Genomic DNA, 24,450 nt, shown 5'->3' with positions numbered 1-24,450 from the left:
GGCTTTTCGGCAACAGCCGACCCCTGTGGGCGACGGCGGGGCCGGGGAGGCGGCCGTCGGCCGCGGGCGCCGGGTCAGCTCCAGCGGCCGGTGCGGCCCAGCAGCAGGGCGCCGGCGGCGACCCCGGCGGTCGAGGTGCGCAGCACCGAGGCGCCGAGCCGGTAGGGCTTGGCGCCGGCCTCGGCGAAGGCGGCCAGCTCGTCCGGCGAGACCCCGCCCTCGGGGCCGACCACCAGCACGATGTCCCCCGCGGCGGGCAGGGCGGCGCCGGCCAGCGGCTCGGCGCCCTCCTCGTGCAGCACCCCGGCGAACGCGGCGGCGGCCAGCACCGGGGCCAGCTGGCGGGTCGTCATCGGCTCCCGGACCTCGGGGAAGCGCAGCCGGCGGGACTGCTTGCCGGCCTCGCGCGCGGTGGACCGCCACTTGGCGAGCGCCTTGGCACCGCGCTCGCCCTTCCACTGGGTGATGCAGCGGGAGGCGGACCACGGGATCACCGCGTCCACGCCGACCTCGGTCATGGTCTCCACGGCCAGCTCGCCCCGGTCGCCCTTGGGCAGCGCCTGGACGACGACGATCCGCGGGGCCGGCTCGGGCTCCCGGCGGACGGCGGCCACCGCCACGTCGACGGCGTCCTTGCCGTGCACCGCGGCGACCGTGCCGTCGGCGCCGAGGCCGAGGCCGTCCGCGAGGGTCACCGCCTCGCCCGGCTCCAGCCGCTTGACGGCCGCGGCGTGCCGCCCCTCCGGGCCGTCCAGCCGGACCACCGCGCCGGGTGCGGCGGTGGCGAGCTGCGCGGTCTCGACGACGAACACGGGCGCGGTCATGGCGGTTCCTGGAGGTGGGGCGGGCGGGGGAACGACGGCGCCCGGTGACCCTCGCGGATCACCGGGCACCGGCGGTGCGGGCGACGGCCCGGTCGGCGGCCGTTGACCGGGTCAGCAGCCGTTGGCCGGGTCAGCGGCCGTTGAAGGCGTCCTTCAGCCGGGAGAACAGCCCCTGCTGGCCCGGCGCGAACTGGCCGGCCGGCCGCTCCTCGCCGCGCAGCACCGCCAGGCGGCGCAGCAGCTCCTCCTGCTCGGGGTCGAGCTTGGTGGGCGTCTGCACCTCGACATGCACTATCAGGTCGCCCCGGCCGGTGCCGCGCAGGTGGGTGATGCCGCGGCCGTGCAGCGGGATCGACTGGCCGGACTGGGTGCCGGGCCGGATGTCGACCTCCTCCAGGCCGTCCAGGGTCTGCAACGGCACCTGGGTGCCGAGCGCGGCGGCCGTCATCGGGATGGTCACCGTGCAGTGCAGGTCGTCCCCGCGGCGCTGGAAGACGGTGTGGCTGGTCTCGGCGATCTCGACGTAGAGGTCGCCGGCGGGGCCGCCGCCGGGGCCGACCTCGCCCTCGCCGGCCAGCTGGATCCGGGTGCCGTTGTCGACACCGGCCGGGATCTTGACGGTCAGGGTGCGGCGGGCGCGGACCCGGCCGTCGCCGGCGCACTCGGGGCACGGGGTCGGCACGACGGTGCCGAAGCCCTGGCACTGCGGGCAGGGGCGCGAGGTCATGACCTGGCCCAGGAAGGACCGGGTGACCTGGGAGACCTCGCCCTTGCCGCGGCACATGTCGCAGGTCTGCGCGGAGGTGCCGGGCGCGGCGCCCTCACCGCTGCAGGTGGTGCAGGTGACGGCGGTGTCGACCTGGAGTTCCTTGGTGGTGCCGAACGCGGCCTCCTCCAGGGTGATCTCCAGGCGGATCATGGCGTCCTGGCCGCGCCGGGTCCGCGAGCGCGGGCCGCGCTGGCCGGAGGCGGCGCCGAAGAAGGCGTCCATGATGTCGGAAAAGCCGAAGCCCGCCGCGCCGGCGCCGAAGCCGCCCGCACCCGCGCCGCCGTTCGGGGACAGCGGGTCCCCGCCGAGGTCGTAGACCTGACGCTTCTGCGGGTCGGAGAGCACCTCGTAGGCGGCGTTGATCTCCTTGAACCGCTCCTGCGTCTTCGGGTCCGGGTTGACGTCCGGGTGCAGTTCGCGTGCCAGGCGCCGGAACGCCTTCTTGATCTCGTCCTGCCCCGCATCCCGTCGGACGCCGAGTACCGCGTAGTAGTCCGTGGCCACCAAATGCTCCGCTTGTTCCGCCTGTAGAAGTGCCTGCGACTGGGACCACCGCCGGAATTCCCGGCGGCGGCCGTTCCTACGACTCGGCCAGGATCTGGCCGACGTACCGTGCCACCGCTCGCACCGCCCCCATTGTGCCCGGATAGTCCATCCGGGTCGGACCGATCACACCCAGTTTGGCCACGCTCTCGTCGCCCGAACCGTAACCGACCGAGACGACCGAGGTGGAATTGAGCCCTTCGTAGGCGTTCTCGCGGCCGATCCGCACCGTCATCCCGGCGTCCGCGGTCTCACCCAGGAGGCGGAGCAGGACGACCTGCTCCTCCAGTGCTTCGAGCACCGGCTGGATGGTGAGCGGGAAGTCGTGGCCGAAGCGGGTCAGGTTGGCCGTGCCGGCCAGCATGATCCGCTCCTCGTTCTGCTCGGCGAGCGCCTCGAACAGCGTCGCCAGGACGGTGGTGACGGTCGGCCGGTCGGCCGCCTCGAACAGCGCCGGCACGTCCTCCAGCAGCCCCGGGACCTCCGGAAGCCGCCGGCCGACGGCCCGCGTGTTGATCTTGGCGCGGAGGTCCGCGAGGACCACCTCGCCGACGGCGCCCGGGCAGTCGACCATCCGCTGCTCGACCCGGCCGGTGTTGGTGATCAGCACCAGCATCACCTTGCCGGGGGCCAGCGCCACCAGCTCGATGTGCCGCACGGTGGAGCGCGACAGCGAGGGGTACTGGACCACCGCGACCTGGCGGGTCAGCTGGGCGAGCAACCGGACCGTGCGGGCGACCACGTCGTCGAGGTCGACCGCGCCGTCCAGGAAGTGCCGGATCGCCCGCCGCTCGGGCGCGCTCATCGGCTTGACCTCGGCCAGCTTGTCGACGAAGAGGCGGTACCCCTTGTCGGTGGGGATCCGCCCCGCGCTGGTGTGCGGCTGGTGGATGTAGCCATCCTCCTCCAGCGCCGACATGTCGTTGCGGACCGTCGCCGGTGACACGCCGAGGTTGTGCCGCTCGACCAGGGCCTTGGAGCCGACCGGCTCCTCGGTGCCCACGTAGTCCTGGACGATGGCGCGAAGCACCGCGAGCTTGCGGTCGTCCAGCTGGCGGACCTCACCGGCCATGGGGCACGCACCTCCGTCTTCGCACGTTGTCCGTTGTGACATGTGTTCCGTACCTGCATGTTCCGGGCCGAACCGGGCAACCCCGGTCTTGGCACTCTGAACACACGAGTGCCAGAACCGTACCTGCCAGTGTAAGGCCCGGGTCCCACGGCAGGAACGGCCCGGCCGGGGTGATCCTGCCCGCAGTCCGCGGTGACGGGTCGCGCGCCGGATGATGCCCCGCGCCGGTCCGGGTGGGAGCATCGACAGCAGACGGCGAACGGAGGACAGCGATGTCGACCTCGGGCCAGCCCACCCGCTTCGCACCGGACCGCGGCCTCACCGGCCGGATGGTCGCCACGATGTTCTTCATCGGCCTGCTCTACGTCGGCTTCACCGGGCTGCTGATCGCGCTGCTGCGCGGCGCCTGGCCGCTGATCGTGCTGATCTCCGGCGGGCTGTTCGTCGCCCAGTTCTGGTTCAGCGACAAGATCACCGAGCGGGCGATGGGCGCCCACCGGGTGACCCCCGAGCAGTACCCGCAGCTGCACGGCGCCGTCGACCGGCTCTGCGCGCTCGCCGACATGCCCAAGCCCCGGGTGGCGGTCGCCGACAACGACATGCCGAACGCCTTCGCCACGGGCCGCAACCCGCAGAACGCCGTGGTGTGCGTCACCACCGGCCTGCTGCGGCGGCTGGAGCCGGAGGAGCTGGAGGGCGTCCTCGCGCACGAGCTGTCGCACGTCGCCCACCGGGACGTCGCGGTGATGACCGTCGCCGGCTTCCTCGGGGTGCTGGCCGGGGCGATGACCCGGATCGCGGTGTACGGCGGGTTCGCCGGCGGCCGGAGCAACAACGACTCCAACGCCGCGATCGTCGCGCTGATCATCCCGCTGGTGTCGGTGGTGGTCTACGCGATCAGCTTCCTGCTGACCAGGCTGCTCTCCCGCTACCGGGAGCTGGCCGCCGACCGGGCCGCCGCCCAGCTCACCGGCCGGCCCAGCGCGCTCGCCTCGGCGCTGACCAAGGTGACCGGGCAGATCGCCGCGATCCCCACCAAGGACCTGCGCCAGGCGCAGCCCTACAACGCCTTCTACTTCGCCCCCGCGCTGAGCGCCCGGGAGACCGCCACCCAGCTGTTCTCCACCCACCCCTCGCTGGAGCGGCGGCTGGAGCAGCTGGCCCGGATCTCGGCCCAGCTCGGCCGCTGACCCGCCGCTCCGGAAGGGACCGCCGTGGGAATCCTGGACGCGCTGTTCGGCCGCACCAAGCCGGTCAAACCCGACCTCGACCAGCTGTTCGGCGTGCCGTCGGCCGCGCTGACCCTGGAGGCGGCCTCCGGCTTCCGCCCGACCGGGGTCGGCTCGGTCTGCTTCGCCTCCGTCGAGGGCGGCGCCTTCGTCGAGGTCGAACAACAGGTGCGGGCGCTGCTGGACGCCGACACCGGGCGCGGCGGCGTCCCGGTGGAGGCCTCCACGGACGCGTACGGCTACTCCTGGCTGCTGGTGCGGCACCCGCCGGAAGAGCTGCCGGAGCTGGTCACCGACCTGCACGCGGTCAACAGCGAGCTGGAGGGCAACGGCTTCGGCCCGCAGCTGCTCTGCTCGATGGTCGGGTTCCGCGACGACCAGGGCCGCTCGCTGGCGCTGGTCTACCTCTACAAGCGCGGCACCTTCTACCCGTTCGCGCCGATGCCCGGCGGCGGGGAGAAGCGCAACAGCCCGCTGGAGCTCCAGGTCAACGCCTCGCTCGGGAACGACCTGCGGCTGGAGAAGGACCTCACCCGGTGGTTCCCGGTCTGGGGCGCGCCGGGTCTCTGACGCGCCGTCGGCCCGGCGGGACGGCGCTGCCTATAGTCGCCTGCATGCGAAGCCGCCAGTACGGACCGGATCTGACCCCGCCGTGGAAGAAACAGCAGCCCGCCCCCGAGGTGCCCGCCGAGCGGGACCTGGTGGTGGAGGAGGCCGCGACCGGCTTCTGCGGGGCGGTGGTGCGCTGCGAGAAGACCGCCGAGGGCCTCACCGTCACCCTGGAGGACCGCTTCGGCAAGCACCGGGTCTTCCCGCTGGTGCCGCGCGGCTTCCTGCTGGAGGGCCGCACCGTCACCCTGGTGCGTCCCGCGGGGCCGGCGCCGGCCCGGACGCCCGGGCGGACGGCCTCCGGCTCGGTGGCCGTGCCCGGGGCCCGCGCCCGGGTGGCCCGCGAGTCCCGGATCTACGTCGAGGGCCGGCACGACGCCGAGCTGGTCGAGCGGGTCTGGGGTGACGACCTGCGGATCGAGGGCGTGGTGGTCGAGTACCTGGAAGGCGTGGACGACCTGCCGGCGATCGTCGCCGACTTCGCCCCCGGCCCCGGCCGCCGTCTCGGCGTCCTGGTCGACCACCTGCTCCCGGGCACCAAGGAGCACCGGATCGCGGCCCGGGTCACCGGCGAGGCCGTCCTGGTGGTCGGCCACCCCTACATCGACATCTGGCAGGCGGTGAAGCCGGCCAGCGTCGGCATTCCGGCCTGGCCCGCCGTCCCGCGCGGGGAGGACTGGAAGGAGGGCACCTGCCGCCGCCTCGGCTGGCCGGTCGACACCCCCGCCGCGTGGAAGCGGATCCTCGCGAAGGTCGACTCCTACAAAGACCTGGAGCCCGAGCTGCTGGGCCGGGTCGAGGAGCTGATCGACTTCGTGACGGAGCCGGCGCCGTAGCCGGTCCGGCCGGGGCGGGTCGCACGGCAGGGCCGGGCGCCGCCGGCCGCGGGTGTGCGGCCGGGCCGGGCGCCGCCGGCACCGGCGGTACGGCCGTCCGGGTCCGCGGCGGTCAGTCGACCAGGTCGCGGACGACGGCGTCGGCCAGCAGGCGGCCCTGGAGGGTGAGGGCGGCCCGGCCGGCGGCGTACGGGCCCGGGGCCAGCAGACCGTCCGCGAGGGCCCGGCCGGCGGCCTCCCGGCCGGTTCCGGTGAGCAGGCCGAGCGGGACGCCCTCGGCGAGGCGCAGTTCGAGCAGGATGCGCTCGACCCGGCGGTCCTCGTCGGAGAGGCGCTCGCGCCCCTGCGCGGGGGTGCGGCCCTCGGCGAGCGCCTGCGCGTAGGCGGCGGGGTGCTTGGCGTTCCACCAGCGGACGCCGCCGACGTGGCTGTGCGCGCCGGGGCCGGCACCCCACCAGTCGGCCCCGGTCCAGTAGAGCTCGTTGTGGCGGCAGCGCCCCTCGGGGGTGGTGGCCCAGTTGGAGACCTCGTACCAGGAGTAGCCGGCGGCGGCGAGCGCCTCCTCGGCGATCAGGTAGCGGTCGGCGTGCACGTCGTCGTCGATCATCGGCAGCTCGCCGCGCTTGACCCGGGCGGCCAGTCGGGTGCCGTCCTCGACGATCAGCGAGTAGGCCGAGACGTGGTCCGGTCCGGCGCCGATCGCGGCGTCCAGGGAGGCCCGCCAGTCGTCGTCGGACTCGCCGGGGGTGCCGTAGATCAGGTCGAGGTTGACGTGCTCGAAGCCGGCCGCGCGGGCCTCGGCGACGCAGGCCTCGGGGCGGCCGGGGGTGTGGTGGCGGTCCAGCAGCTGCAGCACGTGCGGGCGGGCCGACTGCATGCCGAAGGAGATCCGGTTGTAGCCGCCCTCCCGCAGCTCGGCCAGGTAGGCCGGGTCGACGGACTCGGGGTTGGCCTCGGTGGTCACCTCGGCGTCCTCGGCGAGCCCGAACTCCTCCCGGATCGCGGCCAGCATCCGCACCAGGTCGCGGGCGGGCAGCAGGGTGGGCGTGCCGCCGCCGAGGAAGACCGTCCGCACCGGCAGCTCGGCGGAGCCCAGCACCTTCCGGGCCAGCCGGATCTCGGCGACCACGTTGTCCGCGTAGGTCTCCTGCGAGGCGACCGCGCCCGAGGAGCGCAGCTCGGTGGCGGTGTAGGTGTTGAAGTCGCAGTAGCCGCAGCGGCTCGCGCAGTACGGGACGTGCAGGTAGAAGCCGAACGGCCGCGACCCGAGCCCGGCGAGGGCGTGCGCGGGCAGGGAACCGTCGGACGGCACGGGTTCGCCGTCGGGAAGTGCGGAGGGCATGAACCCATTGTCCCGTACGGCCCGCGGAAGCCCGCGGGCCGTACCGGAACGGGGCGGATCAGGCCTCGTTGGCCCCCGCGTACATGGCGGTGACGGCGTCCTCGTAGGTCTTCTCGACCACCGGGCGCTTGATCTTCAGGCTCGGGGTGAGCTCGCCGTGCTCGATGTCGAGGTCGCGCGGCAGCAGGTGGAACTTCTTGATCGTCTGCCAGCGCTGCAGGTCGGCGTTGAGCCGCTTCACGAAGCCCTCGATCAGCTGGTGCACCTGCGGGTCGACGGCCAGCTCGGCGTAGGACTTGGCGGCCAGGCCGTGCTCGGCGGCCCACGGCATGATGACCGCCTCGTCCAGGCCGATCAGCGCGGTGCAGAAGTTGCGGCCGTTGCCGATCACCAGGACGTTGCTGACGAACGGGCAGACCGCCTTGAACTTGCCCTCGACCTCGCTCGGCGCGACGTACTTGCCGCCGGAGGTCTTGAACAGGTCCTTCTTGCGGTCGGTGATCCGCAGGAAGCCGTCCGGGCTGAGCTCGCCGATGTCCTCGGTGTGGAACCAGCCGTCCGGCTCCAGCACCTCGGCGGTCTTCTCCGGAAGGTCGTGGTAGCCGCGCATGATGCCCGGGCCGCGCAGCAGGATCTCGCCGTCCTCGGCGATCCGCGCCTCGGTGCCGGGCAGCGGCCGGCCGACGGTGCCGATCCGGATGTCCTCCGCCCGGTTGACCGTCGAGCCGGCACTGGTCTCGCTGAGGCCGTAGCCCTCCAGGATCGGCACCCCGGCGCCCAGGAAGAAGTAGCCGATCTCGGGGGCGAGCGCCGCACTGCCGGAGACCGCGCCGCGCAGCCGCCCGCCGAAGGCGGCCCGGATCTTCGCGTACACCAGCTTGTCGGCGAGCGCGTGCTGCAGCCGCAGCGCGGCCGGGGCGCTGTCGCGGCCGGTGGCGATCCGGTTGGCCTGGGTGGTCCGGGCGTAGTCGCGGGCGACCTTGGCCGCCCAGAGGAAGATCTTGTACTTGGCCCCGCCCTCGGCCCGGGCCCGGCCGGCGATGCCGTTGTAGACCTTCTCGAAGATGCGCGGCGCCGACGCCATGACGGTCGGCCGGATCGTCGGCAGGTTGTGGATGATCCGGTCCACCCGGCCGTCCACCGCCATCACGTGGCCGGTCGAGATCTGGCCGGAGATCAGCGTCTTGCCGAACACGTGCGACAGCGGCAGCCACATGAACTGCACGTCGTCGGCGCGCAGCAGCCCGCTGGCCTCCTGCGCCCGGCCCTCGTACGCCCAGCAGTCGTGCACCAGGCGCACGCCCTTGGGCCGGCCGGTGGTGCCCGAGGTGTAGATCAGGGTGGCCAGCTGCTCCTTGTCGAGCCCCGCGACGGTCTTCTCGATCGCGTCCGGGTGCTGCTCCAGGTACTCCGCGCCGCGCTGCTCCAGCTCGGCGAGGGTCAGCAGGTCGAGGCCGGCCGTCTCGGGGGCCTCCCCGGGGGCGTCGAAGAGGATCACGGTGCGCAGCTCGGGCAGCTGCTCGATCTGCTCGACGGCCTTGGCGAGCTGCGCGGCGTTCTCCGCGAACAGCGCCTTCGACCCGGAGTTGGCGAGGATGAACGCCGTCTCGTCCGCGTTGGTGCTCGGGTAGACGGTGGTGGTCGCGGCGCCCGCGCACATGTTGCCGAGGTCGGCGATGATCCACTCCACCCGGGTGGAGGAGGCCAGGGCGACCCGGTCCTCGGGCCGGATGCCGAGCGCCATCAGGCCGGCGGCCACCGCCTTCACCCGGACGGCGGTCTGCGCCCAGGTCAGCGAGCGCCACTGCTCGGCGCCCGGGGCACCGTCGGCCGCCTGCTCGTCCACCGGGGCGGGGTAGCGGTAGGCCTCGGCGCCGGGAGTGGCGGCGACCCGCTCAAGGAACAGGTGGGCGACGGAGGCCGGACGCCCGGCGACGATGTCGGCACTGCCGGAGCCGATCAGGGACTGCGCGGAACTCAACGAGGACCTCCGGGGGCGGGTGGCCGTCTGAGGGGTGGTCGCGGCTCCCGTGGGGGCGGTCGCCGGGGCCCGGTTAACCGGCCGGATACCAGCGGGTAACAAGGGGGCCACCAGCAGCCTAGGGGGAAACCGGTCAATGCGTAAGGGGGCAGAGGCAGCTGGCACGCCCCCGCACCCCCGGTGCAGGCGGCTACGACCCCCCGCCGAAACATTCGGCAAAGGACTGGACAAACCTCCGATCGCCACATGCCCAATGGTCTGGAGGAGTCCACCAAAGACCGAGAATTGGGATGCGAATCCCACCGCCGACGACAAGAGTGAGCCAGTGCTGATCAGATTGCTCAGGGCGTACCTGCGCCCGTACTCCCGACCGATCACCCTGCTGGTCCTGCTCCAGCTGGTCGCGACGCTCGCCTCGCTCTATCTGCCGACCCTCAACGCCGACATCATCGACGACGGCGTGCTCAAGGGCGACACCGGCTACATCCTGCGCATCGGCGGCGTGATGATCGGCGTCACCGTCCTCCAGGCGCTCTGCTCCATCTGCGCCGTCTACTACGGCGCCCGCACCGCGATGGCCGTCGGACGCGACGTCCGGGCCGCCGTCTTCGACCGGGTGCAGGGCTTCTCCGCCCGCGAGATCGGACAGTTCGGCGCGCCCTCCCTGATCACCCGGACCACCAACGACGTCCAGCAGGTCCAGATGCTGGTCCTGATGTCCTTCACCCTGATGGTCGCCGCCCCCATCATGTGCGTCGGCGGCGTCATCATGGCGCTCAACCAGGACGTGCCGCTCTCCGCACTCCTGCTCGCCGTCGTCCCCGTCCTCGGCGTCGTCGTCGTGCTGCTGGTCCGCGCGCTGCGCCCGAAGTTCCGCGCCATGCAGGTGCGGATCGACACCATGAACCGCGTGCTGCGCGAGCAGATCACCGGCATCCGGGTCATCCGCGCCTTCGTCAAGGACGACCACGAGCAACACCGCTTCGCCGGCGCCAACCACGACCTCACCGACGTCGGCCTCCAGGTCGGCCGGCTGATGGCCCTGATGTTCCCCACCGTCATGCTGGTGGTCAACATCTCCAGCGTCGCCGTGCTCTGGTTCGGCGCCCACCGCATCGACAGCGGCGGCATGGAGATCGGCGCGCTCACCGCGTTCCTCTCCTACCTCCTGCAGATCCTGATGAGCGTCATGATGGCCACCTTCATGTTCATGATGGTGCCGCGCGCCGAGGTCTGCGCCGAACGCATCCACGAAGTCCTCGACACCCGCTCCAGCGTCGTCCCGCCCGCCACCCCCGTCACCGAGCTGCTGCGCCGCGGCAACCTCGAACTGCGCGACGTCGAATTCCGCTACCCCGGCGCCGAGGCCCCCGTGCTGCGCGGCATCGACATCACCGCCCGCCCCGGCCAGACCACCGCCGTCATCGGCTCCACCGGCAGCGGCAAGTCCACCCTGCTCGGCCTCGTCCCCCGGCTCTTCGACACCACCTCCGGCCGCGTCCTGCTCGACGGCGTCGACGTCCGCGAACTCGCCCCCGAGGCGATCGCCGAAAGCGTCGGCCTCGTCCCGCAGAAGCCCTACCTCTTCACCGGCACCGTCGCCAGCAACCTCCGCTACGGCCGGCCCGACGCCACCGACGAGGAACTCTGGCACGCCCTGGAGATCGCCCAGGCCAAGGAGTTCGTCGAACAGCTCGCCGAAGGCCTCGACGCGCCCATCGCCCAGGGCGGCGGCAACGTCTCCGGCGGCCAGCGCCAGCGCCTCGCCATCGCCCGCGCCCTCGTCCGGCGGCCCGACGTCTACCTCTTCGACGACTCCTTCTCCGCACTCGACTACGCCACCGACGCCAAACTGCGCAAGGCCCTCGCCCGCGAGACCGCCGACGCCACCGTGCTGATCGTCGCCCAGCGCGTCTCCACCATCCGCGACGCCGACCGGATCATCGTCCTCGACGAAGGCGCCGTCGTCGGCAGCGGCACCCACCGCGAACTCATGGCCGACAACCCGACGTACCGGGAGATCGTGCTCTCCCAGCTCACCGAGCAGGAGGCGGCGTGACCACCGCGGACAAGAAGGCACCGGCCAAGCCCCCCACCGGACCCGGCGACCTGCGCAGCGACTCCCAGGCCGCCGCCGCCCGCCGCGGCCCGGCCGGCCCCGGCCGCTTCATGGGCGGCCAGGGCGTCGAGAAGTCCATGGACTTCAAGGGCTCCGGCAAGCGGCTGCTCGGCCTGCTGCGCCCCGAACGGCCCCTGCTCGCCGGCGTCCTCGCACTCGGCGTGCTCAGCATCGGCTGCGCCGTCACCGGCCCCAAGGTCCTCGGCGACGCCACCGACCTGATCTTCGCCGGCGTGGTCGGCCGGCAGACCCCGCCCGGCACCAGCAAGGAGCAGGTGGTCGACGGCCTGCGCGCCCAGGGCAACGGCGGCGTCGCCGACCTCCTCTCCTCCACCGACTTCACCCCCGGCCAGAGCATGGACTTCGGCGCCATCGGCACCGTCCTGCTCTGGGTGCTCGCCATCTACGTCGCCGCCGCCGTCTTCGGCGTCCTCCAGGGCCGGCTCGCCACCAAGGCCATCCAGCGGGCCGGCTACCGGCTGCGCCAGGACGTCGAGGCCAAGCTCACCCGGCTGCCGCTCAGCTACTTCGACAAGCAGCCCCGCGGCGAGGTGCTCAGCCGCGTCACCAACGACATCGACAACATCAGCCAGTCCATGCAGCAGACCCTGGGCCAGGTGGTGAACTCGCTGCTCACCGTCGTCGGCGTGCTGGCGATGATGTTCTGGATCTCCCCGCTGCTGGCGCTCATCGCCCTGGTCTCGGTGCCGCTGTCGGTGGTCGTGGCCACCCGGGTCGGCAAGCGCGCACAACCGCAGTTCGTCCAGCAGTGGAAGTCCACCGGGCAGCTGAACGCGCACATCGAGGAGATGTACACCGGCCACACCCTGGTGAAGGTGTTCGGCCGGCAGCAGGAGTCCGCCGCGACCTTCGGCGAGCACAACGAGGCCCTCTACCAGGCGAGCTACCGGGCCCAGTTCATCTCCGGGATCATCCAGCCCGCGATGATGCTGATCGGCAACCTCCAGTACGTGCTGGTCGCCGTCGTCGGCGGCCTGCGGGTCGCCTCCGGCGCGCTGTCCATCGGCGACGTCCAGGCCTTCATCCAGTACTCGCGGCAGTTCAGCCAGCCGCTCACCCAGGTCGCCAGCATGGCCAACCTGGTGCAGTCCGGCGTCGCCTCCGCCGAGCGCGTCTTCGAACTCCTCGACGCACCCGAGCAGACCCCCGAGCCGGCCATGCCGGAGCGCCCCGACGCCATCCGCGGCCGGGTCGTCTTCCAGGACGTCTCCTTCCGCTACGACCCCGAGAAGCCGCTGATCGAGGACCTCTCGCTCAAGGTCGAACCCGGGCAGACCGTCGCCATCGTCGGCCCGACCGGCGCCGGCAAGACCACCATGGTCAACCTGCTGATGCGGTTCTACGAGGTCAGCTCCGGGCGGATCACCCTCGACGGCGTGGACATCGCCGCGATGGCCCGCGAGGACCTGCGCTCCGGCATCGGCATGGTGCTCCAGGACACCTGGCTGTTCGGCGGCACCATCGCCGACAACATCGCCTACGGCGCCGACGGCGCCACCCGCGAGCAGGTGGTCGAAGCGGCCAAGGCCGCGCACGTGGACCGCTTCGTGCGCACCCTGCCGGACGGCTACGACACCGTCATCGACGACGAGGGCACCGGCGTCAGCGCCGGCGAGAAGCAGCTGATCACCATCGCCCGGGCGTTCCTCGCCCAGCCCTCGATCCTCGTCCTCGACGAGGCGACCAGCTCCGTCGACACCCGCACCGAGGTGCTGATCCAGCGCGCCATGGCCCGGCTGCGCACCGGGCGCACCAGCTTCGTGATCGCCCACCGGCTCTCCACCATCCGGGACGCCGACGTGATCCTGGTGATGGAGAGCGGCTCGATCGTCGAGCAGGGCACGCACGACGAGCTGATCGCGGCCGACGGCGCGTACGCGCGGCTGTACAAGGCGCAGTTCGCCGAGGCGGTGGCCGAGGTCGACTGACCGGGGCGCGCGTGGCGCGGGCGCACGCGGCGGACGCGGCGAACGCGCGGGAGCCGGAGCGGGGAGTTCGATTCCCGCTCCGGCTCCTGCGTTCCGGCGGTCGTGACCGGCGGGCCTGGCAGGGCCGGCCGGGGCGGGGCCGGCGGTTCTGGCGGGGCCGGGTGGGCCGGGCCGGCGCGGGTCGGGCGGGGTGGCCTCGTCCCAATCCGGTCGGGCTCGCCCCCGGCCCCCGGGGGGCGGCTCTTCTGCCCCGGTGGCGGCGGGCGCTACGGTAGGCCTGTGAGTGACCAGCCGTCAGCCCCCGCCGCACCGGACCCGGACGCCTTCGAGGCGAACCGGCGCTACCTGGGCTCGGTCGCCTACCGGCTGCTCGGCTCCTTCACCGACGCCGAGGACGTCCTGCAGGAGGCCTGGCTGCGCTGGCAGTCCGCCGACCGCACGGCCGTCGCAGACCCGCGGGCCTTCCTGACCACCGTGGTCACCCGGCTCTGCTACGACCAGCTGGGCTCGGCCCGCGCCCGCCGGGAGTCCTACTTCGGCGAGTGGCTGCCCGAGCCGTCCGTCGCCACCACGGCCGCCCCGGCCTCGCCCGCCGAGCTGGCCGAGCTCGGCGAGTCCGTCTCGATGGCGCTGCTCGCCGTACTGGAGCAGCTCACCCCCGCCGAGCGGGCCGCCTTCGTCCTGCACGACGTGTTCGCGGTCGGCTTCGACGAGATCGCCGCCACCCTCGACCGCTCCCCCGACGCCACCCGCCAGCTCGCCTCCCGGGCCCGCCGCCGGGTCAAGGAGGGCAGCCGGCGCAGCACCGCCGACCCCGCCGAGCACCGGCAGGCGGTCGAGGCCTTCGCCGCCGCCACCGCCCAGGGCGACATCCTGGGCCTGATGAACGTCCTCGACCCCGACGTGGTCTGGCACGCGGACGGCGGCGGCATCGTCCGCGCCGCAGCCCGCCCGGTCTTCGGCGCCGACAAGGTCGCCCGCCTGGTGCTCGGCCTGATCGCCAAGTGGCTCACCCCCGACACCCGCATCAGCTCCGCCCAGGTCAACGGCCTGCCCGGACTGATCTTCCACAGCGCCACCACGGGCGCCGTGGACGGCGTGGTCGGCTTCAACGTCGGCCCCGGCGGCCGGATCACCGACGCCTACGTGGTGGTCAACCCGGAGAAGCTCACCCGTGTGACGCCGATCACCGTCACATCCTGACCGGTCGCGTCGTCCCCTTCCCGAGCAGGCGCGCAGGGCGCCCCTCGCGGGCCCTTCGAAGGGGAGACGAGCACCATGACCAGCAAGGCGAACGGCAAGCACATCGTCGTACTCGGCGCAGGTTACGCAGGCCTCACCGCGGCCACCCGGGCCGGCAAGCACAACCGGGTGACCCTCGTCGCCCCCGAGACCCGCTTCCGGCACCGGATCCGCCAGCACGAGACCGCGGCCGGCCACCCCGCACGCCGGCCCAGCGTCGCCGAGGTGGTGCGCGGCCGCGGCGTCCGGCACGTCCGGGCCCGGGCCACCGAGCTCGACCTCACCGGCCGCAAGGTCCTCCTGGACACCGGCGAGACCCTCGCCTACGACACCCTGGTCTACGCCCTCGGCAGCCGCACCGCCTGGCACGGCGTCCCCGGCGCCGCCGAGCACGCCTACGGCGCCGAACGGGCCGCCGAGGTCGGCGAGCGGCTGCGCACCGCGGACCGCCCCGGCACCGTGGCCGTGGTCGGCGGCGGCGCCACCGGCATCGAGATGGCCACCGAGATCGCCGAGGCGCACCCGGCGTGGAAGGTGCGGATCGTCGCCGCCGGCCAGGTCGGCGGCTGGTTCTCGGCCCGCGGCCGGGCCCACGTCCTGGCCGTCATGGCCGGGCTCGGCGTCGAGGTGCACGAGCAGGCCACCGTCACCGCGGTCGACCCGGAGGGCCTGGACACCACCGCCGGCCGGATCCCCGGCGACATCGTGGTCTGGGCCGCCTCCATGGAGCCGCTCCCGCTGGCCGCCGAGGCCGGACTCACCGTCAACGCCGCCGGCCGGGCGGTGGTCGACCGGTACCTGCGGTCGGTCTCGCACCCCGACGTCCACGTGATCGGCGACGCCGCCGAGGTCGCCGTCCCCGGCACCGGCACCCTGCGGATGGCCTGCGCCACCGCCCTGCCGATGGGCCGCTACGTCGGCCGGCTGCTCGCCGGGCGCACCGGCAAGCCCTTCGCGTTCCGGTACGCGGTGCAGTGCCTGAGCCTGGGCCGGCGGGAGGGGCTGGTGCAGCTCATCCACGGGGACGACTCGATGCGGCCCGGCGTGCTCACCGGCCGGACGGGGCGGATCACCAAGGCCCTCATCGTGAACGCGGTGGTCCGGTCGCTGCGGTAGCGCGCATGCGGGCGTGGGGCATGCAGGCATGCAGGCATGCGGGCCGCGGCCGCGCGTCACCGGAACGCGGGAGGGCCCGGGGCTGTTCGCCCCGGGCCCTCCCGTCGTCGCCGCTCGACGTTACTTCTTGTCCTTCGGCGGCTCGGCGTCGGTGGACAGCGCGGCGATGAAGGCCTCCTGCGGGACCTCCACGCGGCCGACCATCTTCATCCGCTTCTTGCCTTCCTTCTGCTTCTCCAGCAGCTTGCGCTTACGCGAGATGTCACCGCCGTAGCACTTGGCGAGAACGTCCTTGCGGATCGCGCGGACCGTCTCACGGGCGATCACCCGGGAGCCGATGGCGGCCTGGATCGGCACCTCGAACTGCTGACGCGGGATCAGCTTCTGCAGCTTGCCGGCCATCATCACGCCGTAGCTGTAGGCCTTGTCCTTGTGGACGATCGCGGAGAAGGCGTCCACCGCGTCACCGTGCAGCAGGATGTCGACCTTGACCAGGCTGGCGCTCTGCTCGCCGATGGGCTCGTAGTCCAGCGAGGCGTAGCCGCGGGTCTTGGACTTCAGCTGGTCGAAGAAGTCGAAGACGATCTCGGCCAGCGGCAGGGTGTAGCGCAGCTCGACGCGGTCCTCGGAGAGGTAGTCCATGCCCTGGAGGTTGCCGCGGCGGGACTGGCAGAGCTCCATGATCGCGCCGACGAACTCGTTCGGCGCCAGGATGGTGCCGCGCACGATCGGCTCGTGCACCTCGGCGATCTTGCCGGAGGGGAACTCGCTCGGGTTGGTGACGGTGTGCTCGGTGCCGTCCTCCATCACCACGCGGTAGACCACGTTGGGGGCGGTGGAGATCAGGTCGAGGTTGAACTCGCGCTCCAGGCGCTCCCGGATGATCTCCAGGTGGAGCAGGCCGAGGAAGCCGCAGCGGTAGCCGAAGCCGAGCGCGACGGACGTCTCCGGCTCGTAGACCAGCGCGGCGTCGTTCAGCCGGAGCTTGTCGAGGGCGTCGCGCAGCAGCGGGTAGTCCGAGCCGTCCAGCGGGTAGAGGCCGGAGAACACCATCGGGCGCGGGTCCTTGTAGCCGCCGAGCGGCTCGGTGGCGCCCTTGTGCTGCGAGGTGATCGTGTCACCGACCTTGGACTGCCGGACGTCCTTCACGCCGGTGATGATGTAGCCGACCTCGCCGACGCCGAGGCCGTCGGCGACCTTGGGCTCCGGCGAGATGACGCCGATCTCCAGCAGCTCGTGGGTCGCGCCGGTGGACATCATCGCGATCCGCTCGCGCTTGGTGAGCTGGCCGTCGACGACACGGACGTAGGTGACCACGCCACGGTAGGCGTCGTACACCGAGTCGAAGATCATCGCGCGGGCCGGGGCGTTCTTGACGCCGACCGGGGCCGGGATGGTGTTGACGATGTGGTCCAGCAGGTCCTCGACGCCGAGGCCGGTCTTGGCGCTGACCTGGAGCACGTCGGACGGGTCACAGCCGATGATGTGCGCGATCTCCGCGGCGTACTTCTCCGGCTGGGCGGCCGGCAGGTCGATCTTGTTGAGCACCGGGATGATCGTGAGGTCGTTCTCCAGCGCCAGGTACAGGTTGGCGAGGGTCTGCGCCTCGATGCCCTGGGCCGCGTCGACCACCAGGATGGTGCCCTCGCACGCGGCGAGGGAGCGGGACACCTCGTACGTGAAGTCCACGTGGCCCGGGGTGTCGATCATGTTGAGGATGTGCGTCGTACCGGCATTCGGCCCGGTCTTCGGCGCCCACGGGAGGCGGACGGCCTGCGACTTGATGGTGATACCGCGCTCACGCTCGATGTCCATGCGGTCGAGGTACTGGGCGCGCATCTGCCGCGGGTCGACCACACCGGTGATCTGGAGCATCCGGTCTGCGAGCGTCGACTTGCCGTGGTCGATGTGGGCGATGATGCAGAAGTTGCGGATCAGCGCCGGGTCGGTACGGCTGGGCTCTGGCACATTGCTGGGGGTCGCGGGCACCTTGGTCCGATTCTCCGTTGGTCCGGGGGCCGGGGGTGTCCGGGTCATCGCTGACCGGCCTCCCGGGGACCGGACAGTCGTCCGATCGAAATAGTCCCTCCCATCTTCCCACGAGCGCGGCGTGCGCCGCCGGTCAGCTCTCCGCTCCGGTCGCGGAGCGGTCCCGGCCGGTCCGCGGACGGCCCGCGGACGACCCTCGGACGGTCCTTCCGGTGGCCGTCGGAGGGCCTGTCCCGTCGCCGCCGGACGGGCTCGCTGTCGCCGCCGGACGGGCCGTCGGTACCGCCGCTGGGGCAGGATGCCGTTGCATGATCCTGGAAAGCGCCCTGCTCGACGTCGTCCCCGGTCAGGAGGAGGCGTTCCTCACCGCCTTCGCCGAGGCCCGGCCGCTGATCGCGGTCCAGCGCGGATTCCGTTCCCTGGAACTGCGCCGCTGCCTGGACGCGGGCCGCGGTTCGCGGTTCCTGCTCCAGGTGGAGTGGGAGAACCTGGCCGACCACACCGAGGGATTCCGCCGCTCCGCCGAGTACCGGCGCTGGCGCGAACTGCTCCACCACTTCTACGCGCCGTTCCCCGAGGTGGAGCACTACGGCGAGCCGCTGCTCACCACCTGAGCGGTCGCCCCCGCGCACGTGCGCGGCGCCCGGTCGGTTTGGGGCGAACGGCGCGCCCCTGGTAGCGTTGGGCGCTGCACCTGGCCTCGGCATGCCCTCTCAGCTGGTCCGACGGCCGCGCGGTGCAGCCCGTTCCAACCAAATGACACAGACTGAGGCACTTTCGTGGCGAACATCAAGTCCCAGATCAAGCGCAACAAGACCAACGAGAAGGCGCGCCTGCGCAACAAGGCCGTCAAGTCCTCGCTGAAGACCGCTCTGCGCAAGGCCCGTGAGGCCGCTGCCGCCGGCGAGACCGAGAAGGCCGTCGTGCTGGCCCGCGCCGCCTCCAAGGCGCTGGACAAGGCCGTGAGCAAGGGCGTCATCCACGCCAACCAGGCCGCCAACAAGAAGTCGGCCATCACCAAGCGCGTCAACGCCGCCCAGGCCTGACGCCACCGGGGCTCCGGCCCCACCCCCTCGGGACGAACCGGCCCTCTACCCGGACTTCCGAGGCGAAATCGAGACTCGCACCGCACGCGGCCTGCGTTCGCCACGCGGGTGCGGTGCACAGGCAGTACGGCAGGCGCCGTAGCGGACCTCTTCCCCAGAGGCTGCTGCGGCGCCTGTCGCGTTCTGCGCTCGGACCGCTATGGTCGGTCACGGCCGCCGATCACGTGCCGGTGGACGCGCCAGCGCAGTGTGCCCGGGCCGGTGGTAGGCCGGGCGGGTGGGCGTGCCGGTGGTCGCTGAGGTTCGAAAGCTGAGGGGGGCACCACCTGTGGCTACACCACCGCCACCGTCCCAGGGCGGATCCGGGTTCGCCGGACTTCCGCAGCAGCAACAGCCGCCGTCCGGGAACACCCCCGGATTCGGCCCGCCGCCCGGGCTGCCCGCCGCTCCGGGCCTGCCGCCCGCACCGGGCCGCCCGCCGGCCGGAGGCAGCGGCACCGGGACGCCCCGCGGGACGGGCGAGCCCCGCCGGAAGGGCGGAAGCCTGCGCCGGAACGCCGTCTGGGCGTTCGTCGGCGCCGTCCTCGCCTCGATCGTCTGGTCCGGCGCGGTGGCCCTCGTCCCGGACCTGGTGCACGGCCGCTCCTCGGCGCAGAGCCTCCACGGGTACCACGCCATCGACCGGATCTGCGACACCGGCAAGCTCACCGCGTTCCGGGCGAAGTACAAGATGGTCGACAACTACCCGCTGGAGCACACCGGCCGCAGCGACTCCATGGACATGATGCGCTGCTACGCCCTGATGAAGCGCACCGTCAGCGGGAGCGACTCCCCGGACTACGCCACCCTGGACATCCGCGTCGAGCTGCACAAGGCCGTCGACTCGTCGCCCGAGTACGCCGCGACCCGGCACTACTTCGAGCAGCAGAAGTACGAGATCACCGACGTGCCGGACCTCGGCCAGGAGGCCTACTACGCCTACGGCGACGAGCCGACCAGCTCCGACAAGAGCTTCCACGACGTCAACTACTACCTCCAGGTCCGCGACGGGGGCATGACCTACTCGCTGTACTGGACGGACAACTACCAGGTCGGCAAGGACCACACCCTGGACCGCGACAGCGTCCGCCGGGCCATGCTCGACGACACCCGGGACATCCTGAAGGCGATCGGCGGGAAGTAGCCGGCGCGAAGCGGGGCGGGGCGGGGGTCCGGGCTTCGTACCGCCGCAGCTCTGTGCCGCCCGCAGCTCAGTACTGGCGGGAGCCCGCTCGGGCGGCCCGGGCCACGGCGACCACGGCCCGCTCCAGCGCGAAGGCCGGGTCGTCGGACCCGCCCTTGACGGCAGCGTCCGCCTGGGCGATCGCGGTCAGCGCGGCGGCCACACCGTCACCCGTCCAACCACGCATCTGCTGGCGGACCCGGTCCACCTTCCACGGCGGCATGCCCAGCTCGCGCGCCAGGTCGGCGGGGCGCATGTTCCGCCCGGTGGTCGCCAGCCGGCCGATGCTGCGGACCCCCGAGGCCAGGGCATAGGTGATGCCGGTCGGCGGCTGCCCCACGGCCAGCGCCCAGCGCAGCCGCTCCAGCGCCTCGGCGGCCCGGCCGGTGACGGCGAGGTCCGCCACCTCGAAGCCGGTCGCCTCGGCCCGACCGCTGTAGTAGCGGGCCACCACGGTCTCGTCGATGGTCCCCTCGACGTCCGAGGTGAGCTGGCTGCACGCGGCCGCCAGCTCGCGCAGGTCGCTGCCGAGCGCGTCCAGCAGCGCCTGGCAGGCCTCCGGCGTCGCGGACCGTCCGAGCGTGCGGAACTCGCCCTTGACGAAGGCCAGCCGCTCCGACGCCTTGGCCAGCTTGGCGCAGGCCACCTCCCGGCCGCCGGCCTTCCGTCCGGCGTCCAGCAGGCCCTTGCCCTTGGCGCCGCCCGCGTGGACCAGCACCATGATCACTTCCTCGGCCGGGGACTCGATGTACGCCTTGACCTCCTTGACGGAGTCGGCGGAGAGGTCCTGAGCGGCCCTGACCACGATCACCTTGCGCTCGGCGAACAGTGAGGGCGTGGTCAGCTCGGCCAGGCTGCCCGGCTGGAGGCCGCCGGGCGCGAGGTCCCGGACGTCGGTGTCGGGGTCCGCGGCCTTCGCGGCCGCCACCACCTGGGCTACCGCGCGGTCCAGCAGCAGCTCCTCCTGGCCGACCGCGAGGGTCAGCGGGGCGAGCAGGTCGTCGGGTGCACTCTTCCTGGCCATCGCCTACCAGCATCCCACGCGGCACGGACAGCCCTGGCCGGTGCGGCGCCCGTGGGGTGCCGGGGGCCGGGCCCGGGGCCGGGGGTCTCTGGTGAGGAGGAAGATCGCGCCCTGGAGAATGGCCGGGTGACCGAAGACCAGACCACCAACCAGCCGGACGCCTTCGACCCGAACGCCCGGCAGCTGCTCGTCCTGCCCGACCGCGATGCCGCCGAGGAGGCCGCCGAGCAGCTCAGCGCCGACCACGCCGACCTCGGCGAGCTCGAAATCGTCCGGGACGCCCTCGCGGGCGAGGACGACGCCGAGGACGCCCAGTGGCTCGTGGTCGTCGAGGCCCCGGAGGAGGGCTGGACCGCCCCCCTGCTGCGCGCCCTGGACGCCGTCGCCGCCGAGTACGACGGCTGGCGCGAGGAGAGCTGACGGCGCCTCCGCGAGAAGTCGGCCGGTCCGACTTCTCGTGCGTGGGTGCCGGCCGACGTAGATGCACCTCGTCGCACCCCGCGCCGGCCGCATTCCCTCGCCCCGGCCGCCTCTGACCGTCCCTGGCCGTCCCCGACCACGCCGCCTCGCTCCCGGCAGGCCGGGAGCGAGGCGGCCCGTCCACCAGCACCGGGGACCGCTTCCCCTCGCGCCGGCCCCGGGCACTGCCCGGGGCCGGCGCGTCGTCTCCTTGGGCCCCGCCCCCCCACCCCCTCGCCCTCCCTCCCCACCTCCTCTCCTCCTCCAGGTGGGGAAGGTGAGCGAGTGAGCCGGACGGGTGAACTCAGGCCGGCGGGGCGCGCGGCCCGCCGGCCTCGACCGCACCACGAGCCGCACGGGCACCGTGCGGGCCGTGGACGGCGTGCGGGTGCACCGACGCTCCGAGGTGGGCCGGGCTGTCGCCCGTCACCGCGATGTCACCGGCCACGTCCGTCCGCAGCACGGTGGCCCCGAGAGAGCGCAGACGATCCACCGTCCGCGCCGACGGATGCCCGTACGGATTGCCCTCACCGCACGAGATCAAAGCCAGCCTGGGGCCCAACACCGCAGCCAAGTCCCAGTCCTGATGCGCCGAACCATGGTGTGCCACCTTCAGCACGTCCACCTTCACCCCACCTCCCGATCTCCCCAGCAACGCCGACTGAGCCGGTGGCTCAAGATCGCCCAACAGCGCCAGCCGCAGCCCGCCCGCCAATGTCGCCAGCAGCACCACGCTCGCGTTGTTGGCGCCCGCCGCCTCCGGCGACGGCACAGCGTCCGGCCACACCACCTCCCACGACAGCCACGGCCCGACCGACCGGCGCTCACCCCGCCGAGCCCGCAGCAGCGGTACTCCGGATGCCGCTGCCCACCCGGACACCCGGGCCGCCTCACCCGGCGGGTCGTCCACCGTGGTCCCCTCGATCGCCCCCACCGCGCGGCCCCGCAGCACCCCCGGCACGCCCTCCACGTGGTCGGCATGGAAGTGCGTCACCAGCAGCAGCGGCACCCGGGTGATCCCGAGCTCCCGCAGACACCGATCGGCCGCGTGCGGGTCCGGCCCGGCATCGACCACGACTGCGCTGTCAGGTGGATCACCCACCGAGCCCGTCGTCGGCAGCACCACCATGTCGCCCTGCCCCACGTCGCACATGACCAGCCGCCACCCCGGCGGCGGCCAGCCCGTGGCCAACCGGGTGAGCACGGGCGGCCGTAGCAGCACGGCCAGCAGCACCAGGAAGAGCAACCCGGCCACCACTGCCCTGGCCCAGCGCCCGCAGCGGCGCTGCCCGGCCGCCACGACCCGCCGCGGCACCAGCTGCGGCACCGTCCAACAGACCGCCACCGTCCCCAGGGCGAGCGTCACCGTGCCGAGCAACCCGCCCGGCCACGACAGTTGGGCCCCCGGCAGATCCGCCCCGTGCCGGGCCACCGCCGCCAGCCAGCCGACCGGGACACCGGCCACCTCGGCGAGCAATCGGGCCGGCGTCGGGAAGAGCGGCTCCAGCACCAGCACTGCGAATCCGAGCAGGGTCGCCGGAGCCACCGCCAGCTCGGCCAGCAGGTTGCACGGAACGGCGACCAGGCTGATGTGGCCGGACAACAACACCGTCACCGGCGCGCAGAGCGCCTGGGCCGCGGCCGTGGCCGCGACGGCACCCGCCAGGTGGTGCGGCCAGCCCCGCGCCCGCAACGTCCCCGCCCAGTGCGGACCGAGGACCAGCAGCCCGGTGGTGGCCAGCACCGAGAGCAGGAAGCCCAAGGACCGCGACAGGTAGGGGTCGAGCAGCACCAGGAGCAGCACCGCCCCCGACAGAGCCGGCAGCGCCCGGCGCGGACGGCCGGTGGCCAGTGCCAGCAGCCCGATCAGCCCGGTGCCGGCCGCCCGCAGCACGCTGGGCTCGGGTCGGCAGACGGCGACGAAGGCCAGCGTGACTCCGGTGCCGAGCAGCGCCGTGGTGCGCAGGGAGAGTCCGAGGAATCCGGCCAGGCCGCGCCGTTCAGGGGTGGCGGCCTGCCCCGGCGCACCGAGCAGGACGCCCAGGACGATCGCCAGATTGGCGCCGCTCACCGCGACCAGGTGGGCCATGTCGGTGGCCCGGAAGGCCTCCAGGAGGTCATCGGGCAGGCGCGAGGTGTCGCCGACCACCAGGCCCGGCAGCAGCCCCCGCGCATCCGCCGGCAACCCGTCGGCGGCCGACCGCAGCCCCTCGCGCAGCCGCCCGGCGATCCGCTGGAGCAGGCTCGGCGGCGCAAGCTCACGGGGCGGGCCGTGCGCGACCAGCAACGCGGCGCTTTCGTCCTCGTGGCCCTCCCCGGGCGGGCGGACATCGGCCTCGACGGCCACCCGGGTCGACGGGAGCAGCCGCTGCCACTGGTCGATGTCCGGCCCGCGGGCGAGCACCGTCACCGGTGTGTGCGTTCGGGTTGAGGCTGCGCGAGGCGCGGATGCCGGCGCATCGGGGACGGTGACCCGGTCCACCACGGCGTCCACGGTGAGGAGGGTCTGCCCGGCAGTCGTCCCCCTGGTCCGGGAGGCGTGCGTTCTCGGGTCGCCGGTGACGGTCAGTTCGACGACCACCTCGGGCGAGGTGGCCCCGGCCCGGGCGAGCGCGGGCAGCGGCCCCCGGTGGAGGTCGGCCGTGTGCAACAGGGTCACGGCGGTCGCCGCGGCAGCGACGAGCAGCACGGCGGCCGCGGTGCCGCTGGTGCCCGGGCCTCGGCCCCCTCCCCGGGTGGGACGTCCACCCGGACGACCGGTGAGCAGAACGACGGCGAGGAGTACGGCTGCACCGGCGGCGGCGAGCAGCACCACGCCGTGGCCGGGGCCCAGGCCGAGCACCGCTGCCGTCACGGCCCACGCCGCGACGGCGGGGAGCAGCAGCCGGAGATCGTTGGCGGTCGGAGGAGTTGAGGACGGGTGAGCGGTCGGCTTCGCGATCGCGGCCGGGCTGGTGATGACGGCACCTCCCTTCACGGCGGGCGGTAGGTAGGCGGCAGGCAGGTGGTGGGCGGTCGACGCAGCAGGTCGGCCGAGTCGGTCGGTCGGGGTGAGCCGGCGGGCTCAAGGGGGGGTTCC

19 protein-coding genes are annotated in these 24,450 nt (G+C 73.1%); 11 read left to right on the top strand and 8 right to left on the bottom strand.

Going from position 1 to position 24,450, the window contains the following annotated elements; translation table 11 throughout:
- Positions 1-74: 74 nt before the first annotated feature.
- The 3 genes from ACIPSC_RS06265 to hrcA all read right to left on the bottom strand — a co-directional run bounded on the left by ACIPSC_RS06265 (position 75) and on the right by hrcA (position 3,208).
- Positions 75-824 (bottom strand): 16S rRNA (uracil(1498)-N(3))-methyltransferase, encoded by a 750-nt coding sequence (locus ACIPSC_RS06265; protein ID WP_400823536.1) that lies wholly within the window; start codon positions 822-824, stop codon positions 75-77.
- Between the two features lie 130 nt (positions 825-954).
- On the bottom strand, positions 955-2,097 hold the full coding sequence (gene dnaJ / locus ACIPSC_RS06260; protein WP_400823535.1) for a molecular chaperone DnaJ: 1,143 nt from the start codon (positions 2,095-2,097) through the stop codon (positions 955-957).
- A gap of 76 nt (positions 2,098-2,173) precedes the next feature.
- Positions 2,174-3,208, bottom strand: a complete 1,035-nt coding sequence (gene hrcA, locus ACIPSC_RS06255) for a heat-inducible transcriptional repressor HrcA (protein ID WP_400823534.1) — start codon at positions 3,206-3,208, stop codon at positions 2,174-2,176.
- A gap of 272 nt (positions 3,209-3,480) precedes the next feature.
- Here hrcA and htpX point away from each other — a divergent pair, with 272 nt between their 5' ends.
- Genes htpX through ACIPSC_RS06240 form a run of 3 tightly spaced genes read left to right on the top strand, consistent with a single transcriptional unit; the run spans position 3,481 to position 5,882 of the window.
- The gene (htpX, locus tag ACIPSC_RS06250; RefSeq protein ID WP_400823532.1) at positions 3,481-4,398 is read left to right on the top strand and encodes a zinc metalloprotease HtpX; all 918 of its coding nucleotides are present in this window, start codon (positions 3,481-3,483) and stop codon (positions 4,396-4,398) included.
- Between the two features lie 24 nt (positions 4,399-4,422).
- Positions 4,423-5,007 (top strand): hypothetical protein, encoded by a 585-nt coding sequence (locus ACIPSC_RS06245; protein WP_400823531.1) that lies wholly within the window; start codon positions 4,423-4,425, stop codon positions 5,005-5,007.
- Between the two features lie 44 nt (positions 5,008-5,051).
- Positions 5,052-5,882, top strand: coding sequence for a DUF3097 domain-containing protein (locus ACIPSC_RS06240; RefSeq protein WP_400823529.1), 831 nt, complete (start codon positions 5,052-5,054; stop codon positions 5,880-5,882).
- A gap of 112 nt (positions 5,883-5,994) precedes the next feature.
- Here ACIPSC_RS06240 and hemW read toward each other — a convergent pair whose 3' ends face one another.
- A complete protein-coding gene (gene hemW / locus ACIPSC_RS06235) occupies positions 5,995-7,224 on the bottom strand; it encodes a radical SAM family heme chaperone HemW (RefSeq protein ID WP_400823527.1) in 1,230 nt (409 codons plus the stop codon).
- Between the two features lie 58 nt (positions 7,225-7,282).
- Positions 7,283-9,205: an AMP-dependent synthetase/ligase gene (locus ACIPSC_RS06230; RefSeq protein ID WP_400823526.1), complete on the bottom strand. Its 1,923-nt coding sequence runs from the start codon at positions 9,203-9,205 to the stop codon at positions 7,283-7,285.
- Positions 9,206-9,530: 325 nt separating this feature from the next.
- Here ACIPSC_RS06230 and ACIPSC_RS06225 point away from each other — a divergent pair, with 325 nt between their 5' ends.
- From ACIPSC_RS06225 to ACIPSC_RS06210, 4 genes are all read left to right on the top strand, one after another.
- Positions 9,531-11,264, top strand: a complete 1,734-nt coding sequence (locus ACIPSC_RS06225) for an ABC transporter ATP-binding protein (RefSeq protein WP_400823524.1) — start codon at positions 9,531-9,533, stop codon at positions 11,262-11,264.
- A gap of 110 nt (positions 11,265-11,374) precedes the next feature.
- The gene (locus ACIPSC_RS06220; RefSeq protein WP_400824092.1) at positions 11,375-13,273 is read left to right on the top strand and encodes an ABC transporter ATP-binding protein; all 1,899 of its coding nucleotides are present in this window, start codon (positions 11,375-11,377) and stop codon (positions 13,271-13,273) included.
- Between the two features lie 279 nt (positions 13,274-13,552).
- Positions 13,553-14,476 (top strand): RNA polymerase sigma factor SigJ, encoded by a 924-nt coding sequence (sigJ, locus tag ACIPSC_RS06215; protein WP_400823522.1) that lies wholly within the window; start codon positions 13,553-13,555, stop codon positions 14,474-14,476.
- 75 nt (positions 14,477-14,551) lie between these two features.
- Positions 14,552-15,631, top strand: coding sequence for an NAD(P)/FAD-dependent oxidoreductase (locus tag ACIPSC_RS06210; RefSeq protein ID WP_400823521.1), 1,080 nt, complete (start codon positions 14,552-14,554; stop codon positions 15,629-15,631).
- Between the two features lie 120 nt (positions 15,632-15,751).
- Here ACIPSC_RS06210 and lepA read toward each other — a convergent pair whose 3' ends face one another.
- Positions 15,752-17,620, bottom strand: a complete 1,869-nt coding sequence (gene lepA / locus ACIPSC_RS06205; protein ID WP_400823519.1) for a translation elongation factor 4 — start codon at positions 17,618-17,620, stop codon at positions 15,752-15,754.
- Between the two features lie 308 nt (positions 17,621-17,928).
- Between lepA and ACIPSC_RS06200 the strand changes: the two genes are divergently transcribed.
- The 3 genes from ACIPSC_RS06200 (at position 17,929) to ACIPSC_RS06190 (ending at position 19,849) form a co-directional block, all read left to right on the top strand.
- On the top strand, positions 17,929-18,234 hold the full coding sequence (locus ACIPSC_RS06200) for an antibiotic biosynthesis monooxygenase family protein (RefSeq protein ID WP_400823517.1): 306 nt from the start codon (positions 17,929-17,931) through the stop codon (positions 18,232-18,234).
- 165 nt (positions 18,235-18,399) lie between these two features.
- Positions 18,400-18,666, top strand: coding sequence for a 30S ribosomal protein S20 (gene rpsT / locus ACIPSC_RS06195; RefSeq protein ID WP_313763725.1), 267 nt, complete (start codon positions 18,400-18,402; stop codon positions 18,664-18,666).
- 328 nt (positions 18,667-18,994) lie between these two features.
- Positions 18,995-19,849: a hypothetical protein gene (locus ACIPSC_RS06190; protein ID WP_400823514.1), complete on the top strand. Its 855-nt coding sequence runs from the start codon at positions 18,995-18,997 to the stop codon at positions 19,847-19,849.
- A gap of 67 nt (positions 19,850-19,916) precedes the next feature.
- On the opposite strand, the gene holA is transcribed toward ACIPSC_RS06190, so the two are convergent.
- A complete protein-coding gene (gene holA / locus ACIPSC_RS06185; RefSeq protein ID WP_400823512.1) occupies positions 19,917-20,912 on the bottom strand; it encodes a DNA polymerase III subunit delta in 996 nt (331 codons plus the stop codon).
- Between the two features lie 183 nt (positions 20,913-21,095).
- Between holA and ACIPSC_RS06180 the strand changes: the two genes are divergently transcribed.
- Positions 21,096-21,332 carry a hypothetical protein gene (locus tag ACIPSC_RS06180; protein ID WP_400824091.1) on the top strand — a complete coding sequence of 79 codons (237 nt, stop codon included), beginning with the start codon at positions 21,096-21,098 and terminating at the stop codon, positions 21,330-21,332.
- A gap of 343 nt (positions 21,333-21,675) precedes the next feature.
- Here ACIPSC_RS06180 and ACIPSC_RS06175 read toward each other — a convergent pair whose 3' ends face one another.
- Entirely contained in the window at positions 21,676-24,348 is a 2,673-nt protein-coding gene (locus ACIPSC_RS06175) for a ComEC/Rec2 family competence protein (protein ID WP_400823510.1), read from the bottom strand.
- Between the last annotated feature and the right edge of the window lie 102 nt (positions 24,349-24,450).

The organism is Kitasatospora sp. NPDC090091 (assembly GCF_044747365.1).
Lineage (GTDB): Bacteria > Actinomycetota > Actinomycetes > Streptomycetales > Streptomycetaceae > Kitasatospora.
Note: the sequence above shows the minus strand (reverse complement) of the source record. Positions and strands in the feature narration are given on the sequence as shown.

What these genes read in the sequence shown, in the direction of transcription:
- ACIPSC_RS06265 (WP_400823536.1), bottom strand. Translation starts at nt 824, where the DNA reads ATGACCGCGCCCGTGTTCGTCGTCGAGACCGCGCAGCTCGCCACCGCC.
- hemW (WP_400823527.1), bottom strand. Translation starts at nt 7,224, where the DNA reads ATGCCCTCCGCACTTCCCGACGGCGAACCCGTGCCGTCCGACGGTTCC.
- hrcA (WP_400823534.1), bottom strand. Translation starts at nt 3,208, where the DNA reads ATGGCCGGTGAGGTCCGCCAGCTGGACGACCGCAAGCTCGCGGTGCTT.
- ACIPSC_RS06220 (WP_400824092.1), top strand. Translation starts at nt 11,375, where the DNA reads ATGGGCGGCCAGGGCGTCGAGAAGTCCATGGACTTCAAGGGCTCCGGC.
- ACIPSC_RS06210 (WP_400823521.1), top strand. Translation starts at nt 14,552, where the DNA reads ATGACCAGCAAGGCGAACGGCAAGCACATCGTCGTACTCGGCGCAGGT.
- htpX (WP_400823532.1), top strand. Translation starts at nt 3,481, where the DNA reads ATGTCGACCTCGGGCCAGCCCACCCGCTTCGCACCGGACCGCGGCCTC.
- ACIPSC_RS06200 (WP_400823517.1), top strand. Translation starts at nt 17,929, where the DNA reads ATGATCCTGGAAAGCGCCCTGCTCGACGTCGTCCCCGGTCAGGAGGAG.
- ACIPSC_RS06240 (WP_400823529.1), top strand. Translation starts at nt 5,052, where the DNA reads ATGCGAAGCCGCCAGTACGGACCGGATCTGACCCCGCCGTGGAAGAAA.
- holA (WP_400823512.1), bottom strand. Translation starts at nt 20,912, where the DNA reads ATGGCCAGGAAGAGTGCACCCGACGACCTGCTCGCCCCGCTGACCCTC.